19 protein-coding genes are annotated in these 22,606 nt (G+C 70.8%); 10 read left to right on the top strand and 9 right to left on the bottom strand.

Features of this window, described 5'->3' with window-relative positions:
- Nucleotides 1-9 precede the first annotated feature (9 nt).
- The 4 genes from HED23_RS00645 to HED23_RS00630 all read left to right on the top strand — a co-directional run bounded on the left by HED23_RS00645 (nt 10) and on the right by HED23_RS00630 (nt 4,973).
- Entirely contained in the window at nt 10-2,505 is a 2,496-nt protein-coding gene (locus tag HED23_RS00645; protein WP_203181520.1) for an MFS transporter, read from the top strand.
- Nucleotides 2,506-2,704: 199 nt separating this feature from the next.
- On the top strand, nt 2,705-3,520 hold the full coding sequence (locus HED23_RS00640) for a YceI family protein (protein WP_203181519.1): 816 nt from the start codon (nt 2,705-2,707) through the stop codon (nt 3,518-3,520).
- A 29-nt stretch (nt 3,521-3,549) separates the two neighbouring features.
- The gene (locus HED23_RS00635) at nt 3,550-4,017 is read left to right on the top strand and encodes a PPOX class F420-dependent oxidoreductase (RefSeq protein ID WP_203181518.1); all 468 of its coding nucleotides are present in this window, start codon (nt 3,550-3,552) and stop codon (nt 4,015-4,017) included.
- A gap of 8 nt (nt 4,018-4,025) precedes the next feature.
- On the top strand, nt 4,026-4,973 hold the full coding sequence (locus HED23_RS00630) for an NAD(P)-dependent oxidoreductase (RefSeq protein WP_203181517.1): 948 nt from the start codon (nt 4,026-4,028) through the stop codon (nt 4,971-4,973).
- 18 nt (nt 4,974-4,991) lie between these two features.
- On the opposite strand, the gene HED23_RS00625 is transcribed toward HED23_RS00630, so the two are convergent.
- From HED23_RS00625 to HED23_RS00590, 8 genes are all read right to left on the bottom strand, one after another.
- Entirely contained in the window at nt 4,992-5,765 is a 774-nt protein-coding gene (locus HED23_RS00625) for a TetR/AcrR family transcriptional regulator (protein WP_203181516.1), read from the bottom strand.
- Between the two features lie 79 nt (nt 5,766-5,844).
- On the bottom strand, nt 5,845-7,344 hold the full coding sequence (locus tag HED23_RS00620) for an MFS transporter (protein ID WP_203181515.1): 1,500 nt from the start codon (nt 7,342-7,344) through the stop codon (nt 5,845-5,847).
- A gap of 178 nt (nt 7,345-7,522) precedes the next feature.
- Nucleotides 7,523-9,694, bottom strand: coding sequence for an ArnT family glycosyltransferase (locus HED23_RS00615; RefSeq protein ID WP_203181514.1), 2,172 nt, complete (start codon nt 9,692-9,694; stop codon nt 7,523-7,525).
- On the bottom strand, nt 9,691-10,995 hold the full coding sequence (locus HED23_RS00610; RefSeq protein WP_203181513.1) for a bifunctional glycosyltransferase family 2/GtrA family protein: 1,305 nt from the start codon (nt 10,993-10,995) through the stop codon (nt 9,691-9,693). Before HED23_RS00610 ends, HED23_RS00615 begins: the two co-directional genes overlap by 4 nt.
- 25 nt (nt 10,996-11,020) lie before the next feature.
- Nucleotides 11,021-12,649 carry a HAMP domain-containing sensor histidine kinase gene (locus HED23_RS00605; RefSeq protein ID WP_203181512.1) on the bottom strand — a complete coding sequence of 543 codons (1,629 nt, stop codon included), beginning with the start codon at nt 12,647-12,649 and terminating at the stop codon, nt 11,021-11,023.
- 4 nt (nt 12,650-12,653) lie between these two features.
- Complete coding sequence (locus tag HED23_RS00600) at nt 12,654-13,391, bottom strand: response regulator transcription factor (protein ID WP_203181511.1); 738 nt, start codon at nt 13,389-13,391, stop codon at nt 12,654-12,656.
- Nucleotides 13,392-13,431: 40 nt separating this feature from the next.
- Complete coding sequence (locus tag HED23_RS00595) at nt 13,432-14,349, bottom strand: amidohydrolase family protein (protein WP_203181510.1); 918 nt, start codon at nt 14,347-14,349, stop codon at nt 13,432-13,434.
- Between the two features lie 89 nt (nt 14,350-14,438).
- Nucleotides 14,439-15,326, bottom strand: coding sequence for a DUF2797 domain-containing protein (locus HED23_RS00590; RefSeq protein ID WP_203187295.1), 888 nt, complete (start codon nt 15,324-15,326; stop codon nt 14,439-14,441).
- Between the two features lie 409 nt (nt 15,327-15,735).
- Between HED23_RS00590 and HED23_RS00585 the strand changes: the two genes are divergently transcribed.
- The 3 genes from HED23_RS00585 (at nt 15,736) to HED23_RS00575 (ending at nt 18,461) form a co-directional block, all read left to right on the top strand.
- The gene (locus HED23_RS00585) at nt 15,736-16,155 is read left to right on the top strand and encodes a hypothetical protein (protein ID WP_203181509.1); all 420 of its coding nucleotides are present in this window, start codon (nt 15,736-15,738) and stop codon (nt 16,153-16,155) included.
- Nucleotides 16,156-16,228: 73 nt separating this feature from the next.
- Nucleotides 16,229-17,173, top strand: coding sequence for an RNA polymerase sigma-70 factor (locus HED23_RS00580; RefSeq protein ID WP_203181508.1), 945 nt, complete (start codon nt 16,229-16,231; stop codon nt 17,171-17,173).
- Between the two features lie 91 nt (nt 17,174-17,264).
- A complete protein-coding gene (locus HED23_RS00575) occupies nt 17,265-18,461 on the top strand; it encodes an NAD(P)/FAD-dependent oxidoreductase (protein ID WP_203181507.1) in 1,197 nt (398 codons plus the stop codon).
- Nucleotides 18,462-19,760: 1,299 nt separating this feature from the next.
- On the opposite strand, the gene HED23_RS00570 is transcribed toward HED23_RS00575, so the two are convergent.
- Nucleotides 19,761-20,573: a class I SAM-dependent methyltransferase gene (locus HED23_RS00570; RefSeq protein ID WP_203181506.1), complete on the bottom strand. Its 813-nt coding sequence runs from the start codon at nt 20,571-20,573 to the stop codon at nt 19,761-19,763.
- Nucleotides 20,574-20,629: 56 nt separating this feature from the next.
- Here HED23_RS00570 and HED23_RS00565 point away from each other — a divergent pair, with 56 nt between their 5' ends.
- The 3 genes from HED23_RS00565 (at nt 20,630) to HED23_RS00555 (ending at nt 22,549) form a co-directional block, all read left to right on the top strand.
- A complete protein-coding gene (locus HED23_RS00565; protein ID WP_203181505.1) occupies nt 20,630-21,346 on the top strand; it encodes a GntR family transcriptional regulator in 717 nt (238 codons plus the stop codon).
- A gap of 545 nt (nt 21,347-21,891) precedes the next feature.
- Nucleotides 21,892-22,269, top strand: a complete 378-nt coding sequence (locus HED23_RS00560) for an RNase adapter RapZ (protein ID WP_203181504.1) — start codon at nt 21,892-21,894, stop codon at nt 22,267-22,269.
- 103 nt (nt 22,270-22,372) lie between these two features.
- Nucleotides 22,373-22,549 (top strand): hypothetical protein, encoded by a 177-nt coding sequence (locus HED23_RS00555; protein WP_203181503.1) that lies wholly within the window; start codon nt 22,373-22,375, stop codon nt 22,547-22,549.
- Nucleotides 22,550-22,606 lie beyond the last annotated feature (57 nt).

Raw genomic sequence — 22,606 nt, 5'->3', positions numbered from 1 at the left:
AGGAATTCAATGGCTACGACCACACCATCCGGTGTGCGGGGCGGCCACGCCAAGCACGGGGCTGTCGAAGCCCCCTCGGGCGCGCCGATGACACACCGGCAGATCATGGAAGCGCTGACCGGGCTGCTGCTCGGCATGTTCGTCGCGATCCTGTCGTCGACGGTCGTCTCCAACGCCCTGCCGGAGATCATCTCCGACCTCGGCGGCGGCCAGAGCGCCTACACCTGGGTCGTGACGGCCTCGCTGCTGGCCATGACCGCCACCACCCCGCTGTGGGGCAAGCTCGCGGACCTGTTCAGCAAGAAGCTGCTGGTCCAGATCGCCCTGATCATCTACGTGGGCGGGTCCATAGTCGCCGGTCTGTCGACCAGCAGCGGCATGCTGATCGTCTGCCGTGTCGTGCAGGGAATCGGTGTCGGCGGTCTCTCCGCCCTCGCCCAGATCGTGATGGCCGCGATGATCTCCCCGCGCGAGCGCGGGCGCTACAGCGGCTACCTCGGCGCGGTCTTCGCCGTCGCCACCGTCGGCGGCCCGCTGCTCGGCGGTGTCATCACCGACACCAGCTGGATGGGCTGGCGCTGGTGCTTCTACGTGGGCGTGCCGTTCGCGGTCATCGCCCTGATCGTCCTCCAGAAGACCCTGAAGCTCCCCGTGGTCAAGCGCGAGGGCGTCAAGGTCGACTGGTCCGGCGCGTTCTTCATCAGCGCCGCGGTCTCGCTGCTGCTGCTCTGGGTGACCTTCGCGGGCGACAAGTACGACTGGATCTCCTGGCAGACCTGGACGATGCTCGGCGGCACCGTCGTCCTCATCGCGCTGTTCCTGCTGATCGAGTCGAAGGCCCGCGAGCCGATCATCCCGCTGCGTCTCTTCCGCAACCGCACCATCACGCTGGCCTCGGCGGCCTCGCTGTTCGTCGGCATCGGGATGTTCGCGGGCACCGTCTTCTTCAGCCAGTACTTCCAGCTGGCGCGGGACAAGTCGCCGACGATGTCCGGCGTCATGACGATCCCGATGATCGCCGGGCTCTTCCTGTCCTCGACCGTGTCGGGCCAGATCATCACCAAGACGGGCCGCTGGAAGGCCTGGCTGGTCACCGGTGGCTTCCTGCTCACCGCGGGCCTCGGGCTGCTGGGCACCATCCGGTACGACACCGAGTACTGGCACATCGCGGTCTTCATGTTCGTCATGGGTCTCGGCATCGGCATGATGATGCAGAACCTGGTGCTCGCCACGCAGAACCAGGTGGCTCCCTCCGACCTGGGCGCGGCCAGCTCCGTCGTCACGTTCTTCCGTTCCCTCGGTGGTGCGATCGGCGTCTCGGCGCTGGGCGCCGTCCTGGGCAACCGCGTCACCCACTACGTCAAGGACGGCCTCGCCGACCTCGGCCCCGAGGGCGCGGCACTGGGCCACGGTGGAACCGGTGGCGGGGGCATCCCCGACCTGGACGCGCTCCCCGCCCCGCTCCGTACGGTCATGGAGGTCGCCTACGGCCACGGTGTCGCCGACGTCTTCCTGTACGCCGCACCCGCCGCGCTGGTCGCCTTCGTCCTGACGCTCTTCATCAAGGAGGTCGCCCTGAAGACCAAGGCGGGCAACGACGACGCGCCCGCCGGCACGGCTGCCGCTACGGAGTCCGTGGAGGCCGCCGTCGGCACCGCGCAGATCGCCGAGGGAACGGCCGGGGCCACCTCGTTCGCCGCCCCGGAGGAGCCGGCCGCCACGAGGGAGCCGACCGTGCACGGCACGCCCGTACGCGGTGTGGTGCGGGGCGCCGAGGGCGCACCCGTCGCCCGCGCCGCCGTGACGCTGATCTCGCTGGGCGGCCGGCAGCTGGGACGCTCCGTCGCCCAGGCCGACGGCGGCTACGTACTGGACGCGCCGGGCTCCGGCAGTTACGTCCTGATCGCGTCCGCCGACGGTTTCCAGCCGCAGGCGTCCACCGTGGTCGTCGGCGACGAGCCGCTGGCCTACGACATCCTCCTCGCCGGCACGAGCGGTCTCTCCGGGACCGTGCGGACCGCCGAGGGCAGCAGCCCGGTCCAGGGCGCCATGGTCGTCGTGACCGATGTGCGCGGCGACGTGCTCGCCACGGGTGTCTCGGGCGACGCGGGCGACTTCACCTTCGGTGAGCTGATCCCCGGTTCGGTGACCGTCGCCGTGACGGCCGCGGGCTTCCGTCCGGTGGCCCTGCCGGTGGAGGTCGGAGGCCAGGGTGTCACCCGGGTCGACGTGGCCCTGCGGTCCGGCGCGCTGGTGCGGGGCGTGGTCACGGCCGGCTCCGGCCGTGCACCGCTGAACGACGCCCGGGTCACGCTGATCGACGCGGCCGGCAACGTGGTCGCCACGTCCACGACCGGGGAGGACGGCGTGTACGCCTTCACCGACCTGGACGCCGGTGAGTACTCGGTGATCGCGACCGGCTACCCGCCGGTGGCCGGCTCGCTGACCGTGAGCGGCGGCGGCGTCGACGGTCACGACATCGAGCTCGCACACCCGGGCGAATAGGGGCCGGCCGGCCTCTGGAACCGAAAGATCCACATAGACCCCTGGCGGAACAGCACTTCGAGCGGAGAGGCTGTGGCCGCCGGCGGAAATGGGCCCCGTGGCGGGAACGGCAGGCAGGGGACGGCCTGCCGTTCCCGCCCGGGGCCCGACTCATTGAGTCGCTGCTTCACGAGTGATTTGAGCAAGGAGAGAACACGGGATGGGACTTCGCGCACACGTACGTACGCGGGACGGCTGGGCGGTCCAGCACGCCGTCGTCACGGTGACCGACATGACGGGCACCCAGGTGCTCCGGGCCGCCGCCGACGAGAACGGGGCCGTCCGCACCGAGGACCGCCTGCCGGCCGGCGCGTACACGGTGATCGTCACGGCGGTGGGTTACGCCCCCGCCGCGTCCACCGCGCTCGTCACGGCCAGCGGCCGGGCCGAGGCCGGGACCGTGGTGCTGGCCCGCCAGGGCGGTGTGGAACTGCCCCCTCCGGGCACCTGGTCGCTGGACCCGGTGCACTCCTCGGTGGCCGCCGTCGCACAGCACCTGGGCATCTCCAGCGTGCACGGACGCTTCACCGAATTCGGCGGCCGGATCGAAATCGCCGAGAACGTCCAGCACTCCCGGGTGGAGGCGTTCATCGCCTCCACCAGCATCGACACCGGCAACGCGATGCGGGACAATCACCTGCGCTCGGCGGACTTCCTCGACGTGGAGACGTTCCCCGAGCTCACCTACCGCTCCCGTGCGATGAGCCCGGCCGGGCCCGACCGCTGGACGGTGCACGGCGTGCTCACGATGCACGGCATCGCGCGCGACGTCGACCTCGACCTCAGCTACCTGGGCACCGGCCCCGACCCCTGGGGCGGCGTCCGGGCGGCCTTCCACGCCACGGCGGAGCTGCGCCGCGACGACTTCGCCATGAACTACAACCAGGTGCTGCAAGCGGGCATCTCGGCGATCGGCACGACCCTGCGCGTGGAACTCGACATCCAGGCGGTCCAGGGCGATTCCGTCCAGGCCTAGCAGCCGGGCCAGGGCCTAGGGTTGGCCTCATGGCACCCAACATCGCGACCAACACCGCTGTGGAGCTCGGGGAACTCCTGGACTTCGTGCGGCCCAGGCACCGGGCGATCCTCCTGACCACCCGGTCCGACGGCCGCCCCCAGGGCTCCCCGCTCACCTGTGGCGTCGACGACGCGGGACGGATCGTCGTCTCGACCTACCCCGAACGGGCCAAGACCCGCAACGCCAAGCGGGACGAGCGGGTCAGCGTGATCGTCCTGTCGGACGACTGGAACGGCCCGTGGGTCCAGATCGACGGCTCGGCCGAGGTGATCGACTCACCGGATTCGGTCGAGCCACTCGTCGAGTACTTCCGCAACATCTCCGGTGAGCACCCGGACTGGGACGAGTACCGGGCCGCGATGGTCAAACAGGGCAAGTCCATCATCCGGATCACCCCGGAGCGCTGGAGCCCGGTCGCAACCGGTGGCTTCCCCGCCCACCTGGCCGGCGGCTGACCGTACGGATGAAGCCACCGCACCCCGATCCGCTCGCGCGGGCCCGTCTGCTGACCTCCCCGTCCCTGGGCCCAGCCGTGGTCCGCGGGCTGGAACGGATCACCGGGCGCCCGGCCGTTCCCCCGCACACCGGGGAACCCGACGGCCCCTTCGTGTACGTGGGTGACACCCTGCCCGAAACGCTGCGGACCCCTCGGCTGCTCTGGTTCCACAGCGTCAACGCCGGTACGGACGCGCTGCTGGCCGCGGGGAGGTGGCCCGAAGGTGCCCTGCTGACCCGGACCGTAGGGCGGATGGGCGAGCGGATCGCCCAGTACACGCTGGCCTGGGTGCTCGCCGAGTGCCAGTCCGTCCCGGAGCACACCGCGCAGCACTCCAGGTCCGAGTGGCGCCGCCTCCCCTCCGAACTCGCCGCCGGACGGACCGCCGTCGTCTACGGCACGGGGCGCATCGGCTCCGCGGTCGCCGGCCTGCTGCGGGCCTGCTCCGTGCGCACGGTGGGCGTGGGCCGCTCTCCCCGTGCCGTACCGGCCGGTTTCGACCGGGTGGTCCTGGCCGGCTCGGAGGAGGAGACCTCGGCCCTGGCTGCCGCCCGGTGGGTGGTGTCCGCCCTGCCCCTGACCGGCGCCACGGAGCACTTCTTCGGCACCGTCAGGTTCACCGCGATGCGGGGCGCGACCTTCGTCAACGTCGGCCGGGGCGCGACCGTGGACATGGCGGCGCTGGAGACCGCGCTGCACGACGGGCAGGTGCGACGGGCCGTGCTGGACGTCCTGCCGGACGAGCCCGCCGGTCCCGCCGACCGCGCCTGGCGGCTGCCGCGCACGGTGATCACCTCGCACTCGGCCGGCATCACGGCCGACGACGACGTCGTCGCGGACTTCGCGGCCTGCTGGGAAGCCGTCGCCGAGGGGCGTACGCCCGCGCTGGCCGTGGACACCGCGCGCGGCTACTGAGGGACCCGGCGCACTCCGCTACGACTGGTGTGCCGCGCGGTCGCACATCGCTTCGATGCCCGCGATCAGGAGGTCCAGCGCGAACACGAAGTCCCGCTCGCGCATCTCCTCGACCGTGTCCCCGCCCCGGGCGTCCATGAGGCTCTCCGAGGGCTCCATGACCCGCTTGAGCTCGGGGTCCGCGCGGATCGTGCCCATCGCCCGCCGGAAGTACTCGTCCTGGGTGAGCCCCGCCTCCACCGTGCGCTGCACGAAGTGCCCCTCGATGCTGCCGAACCCGTAGACGAACTGGAAGACGGCAGACATCGCTCCCGTCCGGTTCTCCAGGGGCAGCCCGGTGGCCCGGATGACGTCCTGGACGGCGTACGAGAACAGCATCGAGTGCGGTCCGATGTTCAGGAAGCTGCCGATCAGCGTCGACATCCAGGGGTGGCGGACCAGCATCTTCCGGTAACTGGTGGCCAGTTCGCGCAGCCGGTCACGCCAGTCGCCGTCCTCCGACGTGGCCGGGATCTCGCCGAAGACGGTGTCCAGGGCGAGTTCCAGCAGGTCGTCCTTGGTGTCGACGTACCAGTAGAGGGACATCGCCGTGACATCGAGATCGGCGGCGAGGCGCCGCATTGAGAACTTCGCCAGGCCGTCGGCGTCCAGCAGCCGGACGCTCGCCGCCGTGATCCTGTCCCGGTCGAGGCCGGCCGGCTGATCCGCCTTACGGGTGCGCGAGGGGGTCCGCCGGTCCAGCCACACACTGACCCGGGAAGGGCTCTTCACACCGTCTGCCGCGGACCCCATGGCGCACGCTCCTTGTCTTTCGGTGGCACCCCTGCCTACGGGCGCCCCCGTCCGATGCTATGCCCGCCACCTGGGAATCTCAGTCCGCTTCCGTGCGTTCCGCCCTCCTCAGCAGGACCGCGGCCAGCAGCCCGCCCGCCAGGACCGCTGCCGCGCCGACCAGTTGACTCGTCTCCAGGCCCGAGGCGAACGCGTCCGTGATGCGCTCCCGGTCCGCCTCCCCGTCCGCTGCGGCGAGAGCGGCGGGCAGCGAGGCCGCCCCGGCGGCGCCCGGCACGAGCGCTGCGAACCGGGAGTTGAGCACGGCTCCGAGCACGGCCACCCCGAGTCCGTTGCCGAACTCGGCGAGCGTGCCGTTCACCCCGGCGCCCACACCCGCCTTCTCGGGCGGGATGGCGCTCATGATCGCGTTGGCCATCGCGGGCATGGCGAGTGCGACGCCCGCCCCCATGACGACCAGGCCGAAGAGCATTCCGCCGTAACCCCGTCCGCCGAGCAGCGCGATCGCCCCGAGCCCGGCGGCCAGCAGACTCATTCCCGTGGCGATGACGACGGGAGTTCCCATCCTCACCACGAGCCGGGCGCCGAGCCCCGTGAGGTTGAGCGCGACGACGGTGAGGGCGAGCGGAGCCGTGCGCATCCCGGCCTCGAGCGGTTCGTATCCGAGGACGAACTGCAGGTGCTGGGTCAGCAGGAAGAGCGAACCCGTCATCCCGAAGGCGACGAGGATCGCACCCGCGACCGCGCCGGTGAACCTCTGGTTGCGGAAGAAGTTCATGTCCAGCATGGGATACGGGACATGGAGCTCCCACAGGACGAATCCGGTGAGGACGGCCACCCCCGCGAAGGCGGTGGACAGGACCTGTCCTGAGCCCCAGCCGTGCTCGGGGCCGGAGATGATCGCGTACACGACGGCCGCCATGCCGAGGGTGGAGAGCAGCGCCCCGACCAGGTCGGGACGGTCGCCACGGGGATCCCTGGACTCAGGCACGAGCCGGACCACGGCGACGATACCGATGACCGCCACGGGGATGTTGACCAGGAAGATCGCGCCCCACCAGAAGTGGTCGAGCATGGCCCCGCCGATCAGTGGACCGGCGGCGAACCCCAGGGAGCTGACGGTGGACCAGATACCGATCGCCTTCACGCGCTCGGCGTCGTCGAAGATCTGCACCACGACGGCGAGGGTGGTCGTCATCAGCAGCGCCCCGCCGACCCCCATCCCCGCGCGGGCGGCGATCAGCTGTCCGGACGACTGCGCCAGCCCCGCCGCCAGTGAGCCGACGCCGAAGAGCACGAGGCCCGCGACGAGCATCTTCTTGCGGCCGTAGCGGTCGGCGGCGCTGCCCGCCGTGAGGACCAGCCCGGACTGGACGAGCGCATAGGCGTTGATCATCCACTGCACATCGGCCGTGGACGCGTGCAGATCCGCGGTGAGCGAGGGGATCGCGACGTTCAGGACGGTGTTGTCGAGCAGCACGGTGAGCTGGGCGAGGCAGATGACGCCGAGGATCAGCCAGCGCTGCGCATGGCCGCTCCGAGGCGCGAGGTCGTGTCGCTCGTCGGCGGTCGCCGTCATGCGGACTCCTGTCGGTGCACTTGTACGCCGCATGGGAAAGTGTTCCCGTACACCGTATGACATCTCCTCTACGCCGTACAACACATCAGCGTGAAGACTCGTCCCACGACAGGGCGGTGGCCCCGGAGCCTGTGCTCCGGGGCCACCGCCCTGTCGTCGCCGCCCTGTCGCCGTGGATTCAGCTCTTGGGCCGGGTGAGGTCGTAGAACGTCGCGCTTCCCACCGTGACCTCCTCGAAGTTCTCCTCCACCCAGGCCGAGATCTGGGACGAGGTGCCCTCGCCGCCCATGCCTCCGCCGCCGCCCATGCCTCCCGAGATGAAGTAGTGGATCTCTCCGTCCCCCACGTACTTCTTGAACCGGGACAGTGTCGGGGACGGGTCGCTGCCGTTGAATCCGCCGATCGCCATCACCGGGTCCCCGGTGGCCAGCTGGTAACTCGCGGCGTTCTGCGAACCGATGGCGGCGGCGGCCCAGGTGTAGGCGTCGGCGTCCTGCTTCAGGAGCGTCTTCGCCTCGGAGTCGACGGAGGCGCCGTCGAGCAGGCCGCCCATGCCACCGCCACCGCCACCGCCACCGCCCGCGCCGCCTTCGCCCGTGCCACCGGGCATGCCGCCCTGCTGATTGCCGGGACCCTGCCCCTGGCCCGGCGTACCGCCGCCGGGGAAGCCGCCGCCCTGCTGGTTGCCCTGCCCGTTGCCCGGGGCCTGTCCACCCTGCTGGGCGCCTTGCCTGGCCCCCTGACCGGGGGTTTGCATGCCGCCACCGGGGCCCTCACCGCCGCCGGGCCCGCCGCCCCGGCCCCCTCCGGGACCGCCCGTACCGGCGGCACCCGACGGACCCGCGGTGACGATCGAGCCCTGGTGCCCGGTGTTCAGCGTGCTGATCGTGTACGCCGTCGGCCCGGCCAGCGAGGCGGCGAGGCCCAGCCCCACCACGCCCAGCGCGAGCACCCGGCCCAGCCGTGCCGCGAGAAGCAGCCCCACCGCGGCCACCAGACCGCCGATCAGGACGGCCCAGCGCAGCCACGGGATGTAGTCGGGCGTGCGCCCCAGCAGGACGTACGACCAGACGGCCGTCGCCGCGACGGTCACGCCGAGCGCGAAGCCCGCCCACCACCTGCCCCGCTCCTCCCAGAGGACCGTGGCGCCCATGCCGGCCAGCGCCGCGAGGTAGGGCGCCAGGGCCACCGTGTAGTACTGGTGGAAGATGCCGGCCATGAAGCTGAAGACGAGGGCCGTCATCAGCAGCGAACCGCCCCAGGCCAGGAACGCCGCACGGGCCGTGTCGGTCCGCTTCGCCCGCCAGGTCAGCCGGACGCCCGCGACCAGCAGGATCAGGGCGGCGGGGAGCAGCCACGAGATCTGGCTGCCGATCTCGGAGTTGAACATCCGGCCGATGCCCGTCTCGCCCCATCCGCCGCCCTGGCCGCCACCGCCGACGCTGCCGGTCTCCTCACCGTTGATCCGGCCGAGTCCGTTGTAACCGAAGGTGAGTTCCAGGAAGGAGTTGTTCTGCGAGCCACCGATGTACGGCCGTGAGGAGGCGGGCCACAGCTCGACGACCGCCACCCACCAGCCGCCGGAGACGGCCGTCGCCAGGGCCGCCAGGCCGAGCTGGCCGAACCGCTTCCGCACGGACACCGGCGCGGACACCACGTACAGCAGGGCCAGGGGCGGCAGGATCAGGAAGGCCTGCAGGGTCTTCGACAGGAACGCGAGACCCACCGCGACACCCGCCCAGACCAGCCACTTCGTCCGGCCGCCCTCCAGGGCGCGCAGCACGCAGTAGACGGTGACGGTCATCAGGAGCGCGAGCAGCGCGTCCGGGTTGTTGAAGCGGAACATCAGCGCGGCCACCGGGGTCAGCGCGAAGACCGTCATCGTGATCAGCCCCGCGGCGGCGCTGAAGCGGCGCCGCACGGCTGCGTAGAGGACACCGGCCGTGGCGACCGCCATCAGCACCTGAGGCGCGAGGATCGCCCAGGAGCTCAGACCGAAGATCCGCACCGACAGGGCCATCGGCCACAGCGTGGCCGGGGGCTTGTCGACGGTGATCGCGTTCGCGGAGTCCAGCGAGCCGAAGAAGAAGGCCTTCCAGCTCTGGCTGCCGGCCTGCACGGCCGCGGAGTAGAAGGAGTTGGCATAGCCGGAGGCACTCAGGTTCCACAGGTACGCGAGCGCGATGACCAGCAGCATGCCGAGAAAGGCGGGCCTCGCCCAGCGCGGGTCCTCGGGCCTGCCCCGGCGGATCCGGCGTGACAACGTCTCGCGCCTGCCCTCGGCGTGCGCGGGCGCCCCTGGGGTGCCGGGCGGGGCCTGGAAGTGGTCGGAGTGAGTGGCGGCGGTCATCGGACGTTCCTCGGTTCGTGTGCGGCACCCTTGCGGGCGTCCTGTGTGTCGGTGCGCCGGTCGGGGAAGACCCAGGTACGGAAGAGAAGGAACCGCAGCACCGTCGCCGCGAGGTTGGCCGCGATCAGCACGGCGAGTTCCGTACCGTGCGACGCCGATCCGGACGCGGTGCCCAGGGCGGCGAGCGAACCGCTGGTGAGCGCGAGGCCGATCGCGAAGACGACGAGTCCCTGCGCCTGGTGGCGCACGGCACCGCCCCGGCCCCGTACGCCGAAGGTGAGCCTCCTGTTCGCCGCCGTGTTGGCGACGGCGGACACCAGGAGGGCCCCGGCGTTGGCGAACTGCGGGCCTGCACCGAGCCGGAAGAGGGAGTACAGGGCGAGGTAGACCAGGGTGGACAGCGCGCCCACGACACAGAAGCCGACCAGCTGCCGGGCGAGTCCGCGCGGCACCCCGGGCACGGCACGGTCGCGCGGGTCGTCCCCGAAGGGCCGCGCCAGCCGGTCCAGCGGCAGCGCTCCGGTGGCCAGGGCCCGGCCCACCCGCCAGACCCCCTTGAGGTCGTCGGTCGCGGTCCTCACGATGTGCACGGTGGAGTCCGGGTCGTCGACCCAGTCGACCGGCACCTCGTGGATGCGCAGCCCGGCCCGCTCCGCGAGCACCAGCATCTCGGTGTCGAAGAACCACCCGGTGTCCTCGACCATCGGCAGCAGCCGCTGCGCGACCTCACGCCGTATGGCCTTGAAGCCGCACTGGGCGTCACTGAACCCCGCGGCCAGCGAGGAGCGCAGGATCAGGTTGTAGGCCCGCGAGATGAACTCCCGCTTGGAGCCCCGCACCACCCGCGAACTGCGCGCCAGGCGGGAGCCGATGGCCAGGTCGGAGTGACCCGAGATCAGCGGGGCGACCAGCGGCAGGAGGGCGTTCAGGTCGGTCGAGAGGTCGACGTCCATGTAGGCCAGGACCGGGGAGTCCGAATGGGACCAGACGGTCCGCAGCGCCCGGCCCCGGCCCTTCTCCTCCAGCCGGTACGACCGCACCTCGGGGATGAGATCCGCGAGCCGTGCCGCCACCCGGGGCGTGCGGTCGGTGCTCGCGTTGTCCGCCACGGTGATCCGGAAGCCGTAGGGGAACGTCCGCGCCAGGTGGTCGTGCAGGCGCAGCACGCATGTTTCGAGGTCCTTCTCCTCGTTGTACACGGGGATCACTACGTCGAGTACGGGAGCGCCGGCGACGCCGACCGCTGCGGCCAGGAGATGGTCCCGGGCCGGCAGGGTGCTCCAGGGGGTGTCGGTTCGCATGACACGACACTCGCCAACCGCGCTGTCACGTCCGTGTGCTGAGCCTGTGGTCCGCCTGTGAGTGCGCCGCCGGGGCGCCAACAGCACTGTTTTCCCAGGTCACAGCGGTATCGGCGAGGGCACTCACGGAGCTCTCCCCGTACACCGCGTCCGTCGGCAGACGCACGGCGAACACCGTGTTCCCCGGCACCGACCGCACCTCGGCCAGCCCGCCGTGCGCCGCGACCACGGCCTGCACGATGGCGAGGCCGAGCCCCGTCGAACCGGCGTGCCGGGAGCGCGAGGCGTCGCCGCGCGCGAACCGTTCGAAGACCCGGGGCAGCAGTTCGGCCGGGATGCCAGGACCGTCGTCCTGGACCTCCAGGGTCACCCAGGGCAGCTCCCTGCACGCCTGCCGCAGACGGACCGTGACCGTGGTCCCCGGCGGTGTGTGCGTCCGTGCGTTCGCCAGCAGGTTGACCAGCACCTGCTGGATCCTGGTCGGGTCGGCCAGGACGGTCGCCGGCATCTCGGGCAGCTCCAGCCGCCAGTGGTGGGTGGCTCCGGGCCCGCTGCCGGGGGCGCGGTCGGCGACGCGCGCGTCGCTCACCGCGTCGATGACCAGCGGCGAGAGATCGGTGCTCTCGTACGAGAGCGGCCGTCCCGCGTCGAGCCGGGCCAGGAGCAGCAGGTCCTCGACCATGCCCGTCATCCGCTCCGCCTCGGACTCGATCCGGCCCAGGGCGTGCCGGGTGTCCGGCCCGGCGCTCTCCCTTCCACGCCTGGTCAGTTCGGCGTACCCGCGGATCGAGGCGAGGGGTGTACGCAGCTCATGACTGGCGTCCGCGACGAACTGGCGCACCCGCGTCTCGCTCTTCTGCCGGGCCTCCAGGGCCGAACCGACGTGCCCCAGCATCCTGTTGAGGGCCGCGCCGACCTGACCGACCTCGGTACGCGGATCGGCCTCGGCATCCGGGACCCGCTCGAGGAGGGCGACCTCTCCACTGTGCAGGGGGAGTTCGGAGACACGGGTCGCCGTCGCGGCCACCCTGCGCAGCGGGCGCAGGGCCACACCGACCATGGCGGCACCGGCGATCCCGGCGGCGATGAGCCCCGCCCCGGTGACGCAGACCTCGACGAGGATCAGGGTGGTGACGGCCTTGTCCACCTCGGCCGTGGGGATGCCGACGAGGACGGACGTACCACCGCCGGACGGGACGACCTCCACGCGGTAGCTGCCGAGCCCGGGGAGTTCGACGTCATGGGGCTCGCCGTCCGGGGTCACCCCTGAGGCTTCGAGGGCGTCCTCCTGCGCGTCGGTCAGCTCCTCGGTGCTCTGCTGGGCATCCGGACCGTTCATCACCTTCGAGACGGTGACGGAACCGTCGGTGACCACGGCACCGAAGGTGTCCGGGCCACCCCTGCCGACGAAGTCCAGCGGCTCGTCGCCCTCCGGGCCGCCCGGGGTGTTCTTGCCGGCGCCCGGCGGACGGTCCGCGGCCAGTCTGGTGATGTCGTGCAGCTGGCCGTCCAGCTTCCCGTACATGTAGCTCTGGAAGGCGATGGCCGTGACCGAGCCGATCACCGCGGCGACCACCGCGATGAGCGTGACCGCGTACACGACGAGCCGGGTCCGCAGCGTCCAGGGGCGGCGTGCGCCGGTCCTCGTGCTCATGGCGTCAGTCGCCGGGCTTGATGAGATATCCCGCCCCGCGCCGGGTGTGGATCATCGGGGTACGCCCCGCGTCGATCTTCTTGCGCAGGTAGGAGATGTACAGCTCGACGACGTTGGCCTGGCCGCCGAAGTCGTAGTTCCAGACCCGGTCGAGGATCTGCGCCTTGCTGAGCACCCGGCGCGGATTGCGCATCAGGAAGCGCAGCAGCTCGAACTCGGTCGCCGTGAGATGGATCGAGTCGTCGCCCCGGCTCACCTCGTGGCTGTCCTCGTCCAGCGCCAGGTCGCCGACGACGAGCGTCGACTCGCTGCGGGCCGTCGCCGTACCGGAGCGCCGGATGAGCCCGCGCAGCCGCGCCACGACCTCCTCCAGGCTGAAGGGCTTGGTGACGTAGTCGTCGCCGCCCGCCGTGAGCCCCGCGATCCGGTCCTCCACCGCGTCCCGCGCGGTCAGGAAGAGCACGGGCACGTCGTTGAGGTCGCGCCGCAGCCTGCCGAGCACCGCGAGCCCGTCCATGTCGGGGAGCATGACATCGAGGATCACCGCGTCGGGGCGGAAGTCACGCGCCGCGCGGAGGGCGCCGGCACCGTCCCCGGCACTGCGCACCTCCCACCCCTCGTAGCGCAGGGCCATGGAGAGCAGCTCGGCGAGCGGAGCCTCGTCGTCCACGACCAGGACCCGGATGGGATTGCGGTCGGGCCTGAGCAGTTCTGTACGCCCCTGGGGCGAGGTCGTCGTCATGGCTCAAGCCTGTGAGACGGCCGTGAGAGGGAGCTTTCGCCTACCTGTGAATTTCCTGAGAATCGAGCGCCGTCCCCTGTCGGAAGAGTTCGCTCGCGTTCCCGTGGCAGACGGCCCGCAGCCATGCGTCTCCCAGCCCCAGCCTCTCCAGGGCGTGCAGCTGATGGGCGTACGGGTAGGGGATGTTCGGGAAGTCCGTGCCCAGCAGGATCCGGTCCCCCAGGTCGGCGAGGCGCCCGCGCTCCGCCGCCGGGAACGGCGTGAGGCCCTCGCCGAAGTCCGTGAAGGCCATGGTGGTGTCGAGCCGCACCCCGGGGTACGCCGCCGCCAGCTCCAGGAAATCCGCGTACTCAGGCATCCCCATGTGCGCCACCACGAGCTTCAGCCGGGGGTGGCGGGACAGCAGACGGCCGACCGGACCGGGCCCTGTGTACGCACCGGGCGCGGGCCCGGAACCGCAGTGCGTCACCACCGGGATCCCGGCCTCCGCCAGCAGCCCCCACACGGGGTCGAGCAGCGGATCGTTCGGGTCGTAGGCCCCCACCTGGAGATGTGACTTGAAGACGCGCGCCCCCGCCTCGACCGCCTCGCGCACGTACGTCTCCGCTCCCTCCTCCGGGAAGAAGGTCGCGGTGTGCAGACAGTCCGGCACCCGGGCGGCGAAGGCGGCCGCCCAGCCGTTCAGCCAGGCCGCCATGCCGGCCTTGTGCGGGTAGAGCATCGAGGTGAACCGGAGCACACCGAACGAGCGCAGCAGCGCGAGGCGTTCGTCCTCGTCCCGCCGGTAGGTGATCGGCCACTCCAGCCCCGTCAGCGGGCCCGCCGAGTCGAAGTACGCCCACACCTTGCTGAGCACCCGCTCCGGCATGAAGTGTGTGTGCACGTCGATGATCCCGGGCAGCCCGAGCCGCTGCCAGAACCGCACGACATCGTCCCGGTCCCGGTCGTCGCCGCTCATCCACCCCACCCGCCTCGTAGGCCGCGCACATGTCCGGGAAGGCCCTCCGGCGAGACTTCGTACGCACGGCGCGATCCCCGGTGACGATCTCAGAACAGCCCGTCCTGCACGCCACCGCCCCCCACCGCCACGACCGGCACGCTCATCCCCGCCCGGGCGTCGGCACCCACCAGGTCCCAGCCGGTGACGAGCCGCGTGTCCAGCACGACGACCCCGGCGTCCACGGTCTCCAGATACAGATCGGGGCCGGCCGCCGCCACCAGCCGCCCGGCCACCACACCACCGTCCACCAGCCCGGTCACCACCCGCGCCGCGGGCCCCGCACCTGCGAGCCCGAACACACCGGCATGGTCGACCGCCTCGAACGGCAGCCGCTCCAACGCCTCCGGCCACCCGGCGCCCTCCAGGGCGGCGGCCCGCCGGTACAGCCCTTCGATCTCGGCGGCCCGTTCCGCCGCCCCCGGCAGGCCGTCCCGCACGGCACGCTTGCGCGCGTACGGGATTCGGTCGGGCACCCCGAGTGCCGAACGCAGCAGTTCCTCGGTACGCCGCGCGGCCATCAGCGGCCCGCGCCCAAGCCAGCTGAACACCACGGCCCCCTGCTCCCGCAGCCGCGCCGAGTCCCGCGCCTCCCCGGTGATCCCGACCTTGACCATGCCCGGCCCGAACCAGGCCAGGTACACGCGGTACGTCCGCGGGTCGTCCGCGATCGTGTCGGCGGCCACCGAGTGCGCCCGGTCCAGCCGCGCGCACTCCGCGCACCGCGCCCCCGTGCTCCGCACGGGCACCACTGCCCCCACCGGACACGGGATGCCGCGCGCACCCGTGCAGTGCCGCTCCCCCACGGCCCGGAACCCGAGGTCCTTCCCGTACGCCAGGACACTCACCCGCCCCCGCCCGGCCCCGTCGCCCCGAGCCCATCCGAGCACGGGCTCGCCGTGGGGCCAGCGCAGCCCCGTGCACCGCCAGCCGCTCATACCGCCCCTCTCCCGGCCCGCGCCCGAGGTGTCGACGGCCGCGCGGAACGCGCCGGTGAATCCGGACACCCGATACGGACGTACGCCCGTGAAACCGGCACCCTAACGGACAGGTCCCCCTCCCCGGGGCCGTGCCGGTACAGCCGGCAGCGGCCTGGCCGCGCGGCTTCCCGCGGAAGGAGACGGCTCCCACCGTCAGACGTGTTTCTGGAGCAGGTTCCAGAAAGCTCTCCATGGCCTCGGTTCGTACGCACACTGACGCCCCCGCCCGACCCTGGCCTGCCCCTGGCCCGTGAACCGGCCGCCGGCCGCCGACCGCGAGAAGACACGGCTGGTTGCGTGAAGTACTCAGGCGCGGTCGAGTACGTGCGCTCCGGCCTGCCGGGAAGTGACGCGCGATGCTCGAGCCATGCGAAGACGACTCGGGCGAACCGCCCTCCAGCTCCGGACGATCCTGCTGCAGGCCCTGCTGGCGTCAGCGCTGTGGGCGGCCTGGCTGGGCTGGGACCAGCATCGTGATGTGCACCCCGACGGCACGACGACCGGCCCGTACGAGGCATGGCAGGTGATCGGACTGGTGCTGACCCTGCTGGTCCCGCTCTGCTGGTCGGCGTCCCGGCAGGACATCGTGGGCCCGGTCGCCGGCATCACGGCCGGACTGACCGTGGCCGCCCTCTACGACTGGTCGGACGACGCCAGCGGGCTCTTCGTGATCGGCGTGGGCACGATCATGGTGGGAAGCCTGGTCACGACCTCCGCGATCGCCTTCCTGATCGCCTCACTGCAACGAAACCGGGCAGGGCGCGGGCCGAGGGGCGGCGCAGGCTGACACAGCACCGGTCGAGCCACCCGTGGCTGCGGACGGAGTCCGGTCGCGTGCCGCGCGGGCTAGGATCCGGGCCATGGCTCTGACCGTGAACGATGTGGACCGGTTCGAGGCCTCCAGGTCCCGCCTGCAGGCCATCGCCTACCGTCTCCTGGGGTCCGCGAGCGATGCCGAGGACGCCGTACAGGACACGTTCCTGCGCTGGCAGGCCACCGATGCCGACCGCATCGAGGTCGCCGAGGCCTGGCTGACGAAGGTCCTCACCAACCTGTGCCTCAACCAGCTCACCTCGGCCCGCGCACGGCGGGAGACCTATGTGGGCCAATGGCTGCCCGAACCGCTGCTCGCAGGTGACCCGATGCTCGGCCCCGCCGACACCGCCGAACAGCGCGAATCCGTCTCGTACGCGGTGCTGGCCCTCATGGAGCGGCTGACGCCCAACGAGCGGGCGGTGTACGTGCTGCGGGAGGCCTTCGACTACCCGCACCGGAAGATTGCGGAGATCCTCGACATCTCCGAGGCCGCCTGCCAGCAGATCTTCCACCGGGCCAAGAAGCACGTCGCGGAGGGCAGGTCCCGCACCGAGATCGACGAGGCCGCCGCCCGGCGGATCGTCGACGAGTTCCTCGCGGCCGCCACGAGCGGCCGGACCGAACCGCTCGTACGCCTGCTCACCGACGACGCCATCGCGATCGGCGACGGCGGCGGAAAGATCCCGGCCCGCGCCAAGGCGTTCGAGGGCGCCATCGCGGTCGCGAAGTTCATGCGGGGCATGTTCAAGCCCGGCGAGGCCAAGCGCGCCCTCGTGGGCGGCTCCCCCGGGGTCTACGTCTCGACCGCCAACAACACCCCCGCTCTCGTGGTGGTCCTCGACGGCCGGGTCATCGGCGTCATGTGCCTGGAGATCACCGCCGAAGGCATCGCCGCGTTCCGCAGCCAGGTCAACCCGGACAAACTCGAACGCGCGACCAGGCGCTGGGCTGCCACCGAACACGGGGAGCCCCTGATCACCGCCTTCTGACCCCGATGTGACGTGCTTCACATCGCACTCCTGTCAGGAAACGGCGGGCTGCCCGGTTCAAGTGGCGAACCCGCGAGACAGGAGCAGAGAGATGAAGCATCGAATCATCGTCCTGGGAGCCGGATACACCGGAGCCATCGCCGCCGGCCGCCTCGCGAAGCGGCTGCGCTCCGAGGATGTCGCCATCACGCTCGTCAACGCCGAGCCCGACTTCGTCGAGCGCGTCCGGATGCACCAGCTGGCGGTCGGCCAGGACCTCGCGCCCCGGCCCTTCAGCGAGATGTTCGCCGGCACCGGCGTCGAACTGAAGCTCGCGGAGGTCACCGCTGTCGACGTCGACCGGAGAACCGTCGCCGTCACCGAAGCGAACGGTGCCGAGGAGCTGGAGTACGACAGCCTCGTGTACGCCCTCGGCAGCAGCTGGAACACCCAGGGCATCCCCGGCACCACCGAGCACGCCCACGAGATCGCCGGCCGCCCCGGAGCGCTCAGGCTGCGCGAGCGGCTCGCCGGACTGGCCGCCGGACAACCGGTGCTCGTCGTCGGCGGCGGCCTCACCGGCCTGGAGGCCGTGGCCGAGATCGCCGAGGCCCGGCCGGACCTCGATGTCGCCGTCGCCGCCCGCGGCGAACTCGGCGACTGGCTCTCGCCCAAGGGCCGGGGACACGTGCGGAAGGTCTTCGAGAAGCTCGGCATCACCGTGCACGAGCACACCGCCGTGACCGGCGTCGAAGCCGACCGGGTCGCCACGGCCGGCGGCACGTCCGTACCGGCCGCGGTCACCGTGTGGACCACCGGCTTCGCGGTCCACCCGATCGCGCGGGCCACCGCCCTGGAGGTCACCGGCACCGGCCAGATCGTGGTCGACGGGACCATGCGCTCGGTCTCGCACCCGGACGTGTACGCCATCGGTGACGCAGCCATGGCAATGGGCCCCGGGGACAAGCCACTGCGGATGTCGTGCGCATCGGGCACCCCCGCCGCATGGCATGCCGCCGACGCGATCGCGGCACGCCTCACCGGGACCAAGCTCCCGACCGCGGGGATCCGCTACTTCAACCAGTGCATCTCACTGGGCCGCAGGGAAGGGCTGATCCAGTACGTCACCGCCGACGACCGCTCCGTCGGGGCGGCCCTGACCGGCCGGTTCGCCGCCTTGTACAAGGAACTGGTCTGCAAGGGCGCGGCCTGGGGAGTCGCCAACCCGACGCTCGGAATGCCGACCCGGCGCCGCCGCGTCGCCCGGCAGCACGACCGGACGGGCCCGGGCGCCAGGGCCTCGGCCTGACCCCTCCGACTCGTGCGGGCCGTGGACGGCAGCGCACGGGGGCACCGTGGTCACTGGGCTCGGACGAGTCGGACCGAAGAGAGCCGTCGCTGCCCGGCCGGCACGAGTCGAACCGGCCGGGCACCGTGGTCACCCGGCCCGCACGAATCGAACTGGACGCTCACGCCGGCCACCTGGCCGCCGCCCACTCCTGTCACTCACTTCTGCCACTCACTTGGCGCCCCACTTCCGCGTCACACTTCCGCGCCCCACTTCCGCGTCACAGGGCGTCAGGCCCGCCCGCCGGCGCGAGAGGCCGGAGGACTCCTCCTGAGTCCGCCGGCCCGGTGCCCGCTCGGCACCTGGCGAGCCGGCGGCCACCCTGGGTGTGAGGTTCCGCTGCGGCGGCACACAGCGAGCCCAGCCGGCTCCGGTGGCGTGCCGCACCAGGTCTACCGGGCCCCCGCCCTGGACCACCTGACAGCAGCCACGGCGAACACTGCGAGCACTGCGAGAGCAACAACCGTGACAGCAACACCGATCACGGGACCCGGGCCCATCAAACCAAGCATGTCCGTCTCCTCAGCCGCCTGTTGGCAGTAACCCGCGACACACGATCATGTTGCGCGTGGAGATGACCATGACACCCCGCCCCTGCTCGCGGAAGCCGATGCGGAAAGTCTTGAGGACCATCTGAGCTCGGTCCTCCTCCAGCCGCCAGGACAACGCGAGAGGCCCCCAGGATTTCTCCTGGGGGCCTCTGGCCTGCTGTGCACTCGGCAGGATTCGAACCTGCAACCTTCTGATCCGTAGGCGGGTGCACTCACGGATCAGGAAGCCTGACAGGCCGCCAGGATCCGGTTGGTGCGGTTCGCCTGTACCCCTGCGTGCCTCGGTGTGCGCCGACGTTGATGTCAGGCGGTGATGTCAGGCTTTCGCGGCATCACGCGTTGCCCAGGCCCTACAGCAGCGCCGTGACGAGCGTGACCATGGCTGTGATCAAACCGATCGCAGACGTGACCAGCGCCAGTAAGGCGGCTCCCACTGCCAGTTGCTGGGGGTTGATTCGAGATGCAGATGCGGTGTACCGTGCTACCGGTTTCATAGTGCGTACGCAATATGTTGACCGGCGGGGTTCCTCGGACATAGGTCTCCCTCGTTATCAGGCCGTAAGGGTGCTGGGGCCAGCACCCTTATGGCCTATGCCTGTTTGCATCGGGAGCGTATCACCGAGGTTGTCCGCGCTGTCACGAACAACCCATCCTCGCTTGCCACTTACCCCTGCCCGATTTCGACCTACACAGTGGAGTCGGACATCGTTCAGGGTGCAGGAGCCTTCCCCACAGCCAATAGATGCGAGCTGGCGGCAAGGAGTTCCTGGTAGGGCTCTGCCATCCTTGCCGCCGCCATGGCGGAGGCAATCAGGTCATCCGTCGGCCCGTCGCCCGGCTGCTGCTCAGCCGCCTTCACAAGGGACCACGCCGGCCCCTCGATACCGAAGACCTGAACATCCTGAAGACCTGCGGCAACCAGTTCCGCCAGGAGCTCTTCGGCTCGGTGGAAGTACGACAGGGTAAATCCCCGCACGCCGTCGTAGACAGCCGTCTCTAGAATCTTGGAGACGGACGCATGGATTCGTTCGGTGTGCAGGTGGGCGTACGCCACGTGCTCGAAGAGCGACGCATAGCGATTGATTGCGGCGGCGGCGACCAGTCCGCCCGGCTTGACGACCCGGGACGCTTCCGCCAGCGCCTGCTGCCGGTCGGCGGGGTCAGGCAAATGGTAGAGCGGCCCGAGGAGCTGCACTACGTCGAAGCTGTCGTCCGGCTCGGACAAGGCACGCGCGTCCCCAACCGTCGCTGGGCACACTGCCGACGCGGCCTCAACGTGACGGGGCACCGGGTCCACCAGGGCGACGTCGTAGCCGTCCTTCACCAGCCACTCAGCATGAATCCCGGTCCCCCCGCCGACGTCGAGCACACGTGCAGGTGCGGGGGGCAGAAAGCGTCGGAGGAGTTCTTGGGTCCTGACCAGTTCCATCCGACCGTCTGCCGAGCTGCGCAGGCGGCTGTCCTCGTTGACCGTCTCGCCATAGAACCGCATCACGGAGGGAGCCAATTCGAGATTCGACATGGTCGCAGTATCGTGTGTACCGGTGGACCAGTCCAGCGCAGGAATCAGGGGAAACCATGGCAGTCCTGAAATACGAAGAGATCGCAGAGTTCCTGCGCGCCCGCATTGCCGCTGGCAAGATCGCCCCTGGGGAGACGATCCCATCGGGCCGCGAGCTGGCCGAGCAGTGGGACGTGTCACGGGCTACCGCCATCAAGGCCGTCGACGTGCTGCGCAACGACGGCGTGGTCGTGGCCAAGCAGGGAACCGGGTTCGTCGTCACGGAAACGCCCGTGGCACGCCCTGCCGGCGCTCGCCGCGCAGGGTCGGCGCGCATCCTGGGCGGCATGCCGTTCCTGCGCGTCGGTACGCCTGACTGGGCGGACCCCCCCGCCCACGTTGCCGCCGCCCTCCGTCTCTCCCCCGGAACCAAGGCGCTTCGGCGCGTTCGCATCCTCCAGCTCCCGGACGGAACCCCGAATAGCTGCGTTGAGGCGTGGTTCCCCCCGGAGATCGCGGAGGTATCACCACGCCTTGCCGACACCAACCCGATCGCCGAAGGCACAACGCGCTACGTCCGGCGCCAGACCGGGCGGGGCCCGGCCGAAGGTGTGGACGTCACCACTGTTCGCCTTGCATCGGAGACGGAGGCGGACCGCTTGAAAGTGCCACAGGGCACACCGGTGGCCGTGCTTCTGCACACGGCGTATGACGAGCAGGGAAAGCCACTGGTCTGCGAGGAGGGCGTTACTCCCTCCTCGTTCTTCGAGCAGGTGGACACCTACGCCATGTAGGCGTAATACGAGCAAGGGATGGCTGGACCGGTCCACCGGTTCAGCTTTTTTTGTTGCCTCGAAAGCGCTCCCCACCTGCACTTTCCTCGACGATGGGGTGAGGGTGTGCGGATTCATCGCTTGACTGGACCGGTCCACCGGTCCAGTCTCTTGGTGTGGCCACCGCCCGATCCGAATCCTTCGGAAAAAGCGATTCCGCCGCGCACGAAGGCGCCTTCTTTGGGCTGCTTCGACCTGCGCCCGTCGGCTCTCCGCCGGTCCGCATCGCTGAACAACTGCACAGCGTGATCCACCACCAGCAGTCGACCGTGACCGTTCCGGCGAGGTGAGTGGAGACCAGCCGACCGAGAGTGGGCCCCCGTCACACCGGGGCTCTACACCCCAGTGGGGGACACGCCCTCGGCTCTAAACCGCAGAACCGCACCACCATCCACCGCAGCGCATCACCGCTGCGGCCGGTTGCCTCCCCCGCCCGTCCGGCCCTTCGGGTCGTACGGGCGGGGCCGAGGGGAGCCGGAACACCTCTTCATTGCTTGGGAGTCCTGATGAACGTTGAGATCGTTTCGTTCGGCTACCTGCACAGCGCACCGCCCGCCGCGCACCTGACGATCGACCTGCGCCACCACTTCCGTGACCCGCACGTCAGCCCCGCTCTGCGGAACATGACCGCCGATGACGAGCCGGTCCGCACCGCCGTACTGAACACGCCCGGCATCACCGACCTGGTCGACGCCACGGCCGTGGCGGTCGCCGCGTTCGCGTCCGGCCCCAGCGCCGGGACGGTAACCGTGGCCGACGGATGCGCCGGCGGCCGACACCGCGCCCCCACCTTCGCCGCAGTGCTCGCCGAGCGGCTGCGCGCCGACGGATACCGCGTCTCGGTCACCCACCGGGACCTGCACCGCCCCGTAGTCCAGCGCTGACCCACCCCAGCCCCGGCACCGCGCTTGGCGGGTGCCGTGACGACGCCGGATCGAATCCGGCCCGGGGCACGCACGACCCACATCACTCAAAGAGGAGACCGACATGCGCATCCGCAAGAGCCCTTCCCCCGCTGTCGCCGAGATGAAGAGCCGCACCAGCGACAGCCTGCGCAACGAGTACCGGCTGATCAACCGGGAGCGGAGCGCAGGGACCAACATCGGGGCCCTGTCCGACCAGAACGACATCGCCCGCGAGCTGGAGCGACGCGGCGAGCTCTGACCCTCGCCCAACAGCCCCGATGGTCGCAGGCCGGGTTCGACTCCCGACCGGGGCACT

It is taken from the genome of Streptomyces pratensis (assembly GCF_016804005.1).
Classification (GTDB): domain Bacteria; phylum Actinomycetota; class Actinomycetes; order Streptomycetales; family Streptomycetaceae; genus Streptomyces; species Streptomyces pratensis_A.
The sequence above is the reverse complement of the archived record's forward strand: the minus strand, read 5'-3'. Positions and strand labels throughout refer to the sequence as shown.

Coding starts and splice junctions, on each gene's coding strand:
- HED23_RS00600 (WP_203181511.1), bottom strand. CDS start 13,391: ATGACGACGACCTCGCCCCAGGGGCGTACAGAACTGCTCAGGCCCGAC.
- HED23_RS00565 (WP_203181505.1), top strand. CDS start 20,630: ATGGCAGTCCTGAAATACGAAGAGATCGCAGAGTTCCTGCGCGCCCGC.
- HED23_RS00560 (WP_203181504.1), top strand. CDS start 21,892: ATGAACGTTGAGATCGTTTCGTTCGGCTACCTGCACAGCGCACCGCCC.
- HED23_RS00590 (WP_203187295.1), bottom strand. CDS start 15,326: ATGAGCGGCTGGCGGTGCACGGGGCTGCGCTGGCCCCACGGCGAGCCC.
- HED23_RS00580 (WP_203181508.1), top strand. CDS start 16,229: ATGGCTCTGACCGTGAACGATGTGGACCGGTTCGAGGCCTCCAGGTCC.
- HED23_RS00575 (WP_203181507.1), top strand. CDS start 17,265: ATGAAGCATCGAATCATCGTCCTGGGAGCCGGATACACCGGAGCCATC.
- HED23_RS00555 (WP_203181503.1), top strand. CDS start 22,373: ATGCGCATCCGCAAGAGCCCTTCCCCCGCTGTCGCCGAGATGAAGAGC.
- HED23_RS00585 (WP_203181509.1), top strand. CDS start 15,736: ATGCGAAGACGACTCGGGCGAACCGCCCTCCAGCTCCGGACGATCCTG.
- HED23_RS00645 (WP_203181520.1), top strand. CDS start 10: ATGGCTACGACCACACCATCCGGTGTGCGGGGCGGCCACGCCAAGCAC.
- HED23_RS00605 (WP_203181512.1), bottom strand. CDS start 12,649: ATGAGCACGAGGACCGGCGCACGCCGCCCCTGGACGCTGCGGACCCGG.
- HED23_RS00595 (WP_203181510.1), bottom strand. CDS start 14,349: ATGAGCGGCGACGACCGGGACCGGGACGATGTCGTGCGGTTCTGGCAG.
- HED23_RS00620 (WP_203181515.1), bottom strand. CDS start 7,344: ATGACGGCGACCGCCGACGAGCGACACGACCTCGCGCCTCGGAGCGGC.
- HED23_RS00615 (WP_203181514.1), bottom strand. CDS start 9,694: ATGACCGCCGCCACTCACTCCGACCACTTCCAGGCCCCGCCCGGCACC.
- HED23_RS00635 (WP_203181518.1), top strand. CDS start 3,550: ATGGCACCCAACATCGCGACCAACACCGCTGTGGAGCTCGGGGAACTC.
- HED23_RS00630 (WP_203181517.1), top strand. CDS start 4,026: ATGAAGCCACCGCACCCCGATCCGCTCGCGCGGGCCCGTCTGCTGACC.
- HED23_RS00640 (WP_203181519.1), top strand. CDS start 2,705: ATGGGACTTCGCGCACACGTACGTACGCGGGACGGCTGGGCGGTCCAG.
- HED23_RS00625 (WP_203181516.1), bottom strand. CDS start 5,765: ATGGGGTCCGCGGCAGACGGTGTGAAGAGCCCTTCCCGGGTCAGTGTG.
- HED23_RS00570 (WP_203181506.1), bottom strand. CDS start 20,573: ATGTCGAATCTCGAATTGGCTCCCTCCGTGATGCGGTTCTATGGCGAG.
- HED23_RS00610 (WP_203181513.1), bottom strand. CDS start 10,995: ATGCGAACCGACACCCCCTGGAGCACCCTGCCGGCCCGGGACCATCTC.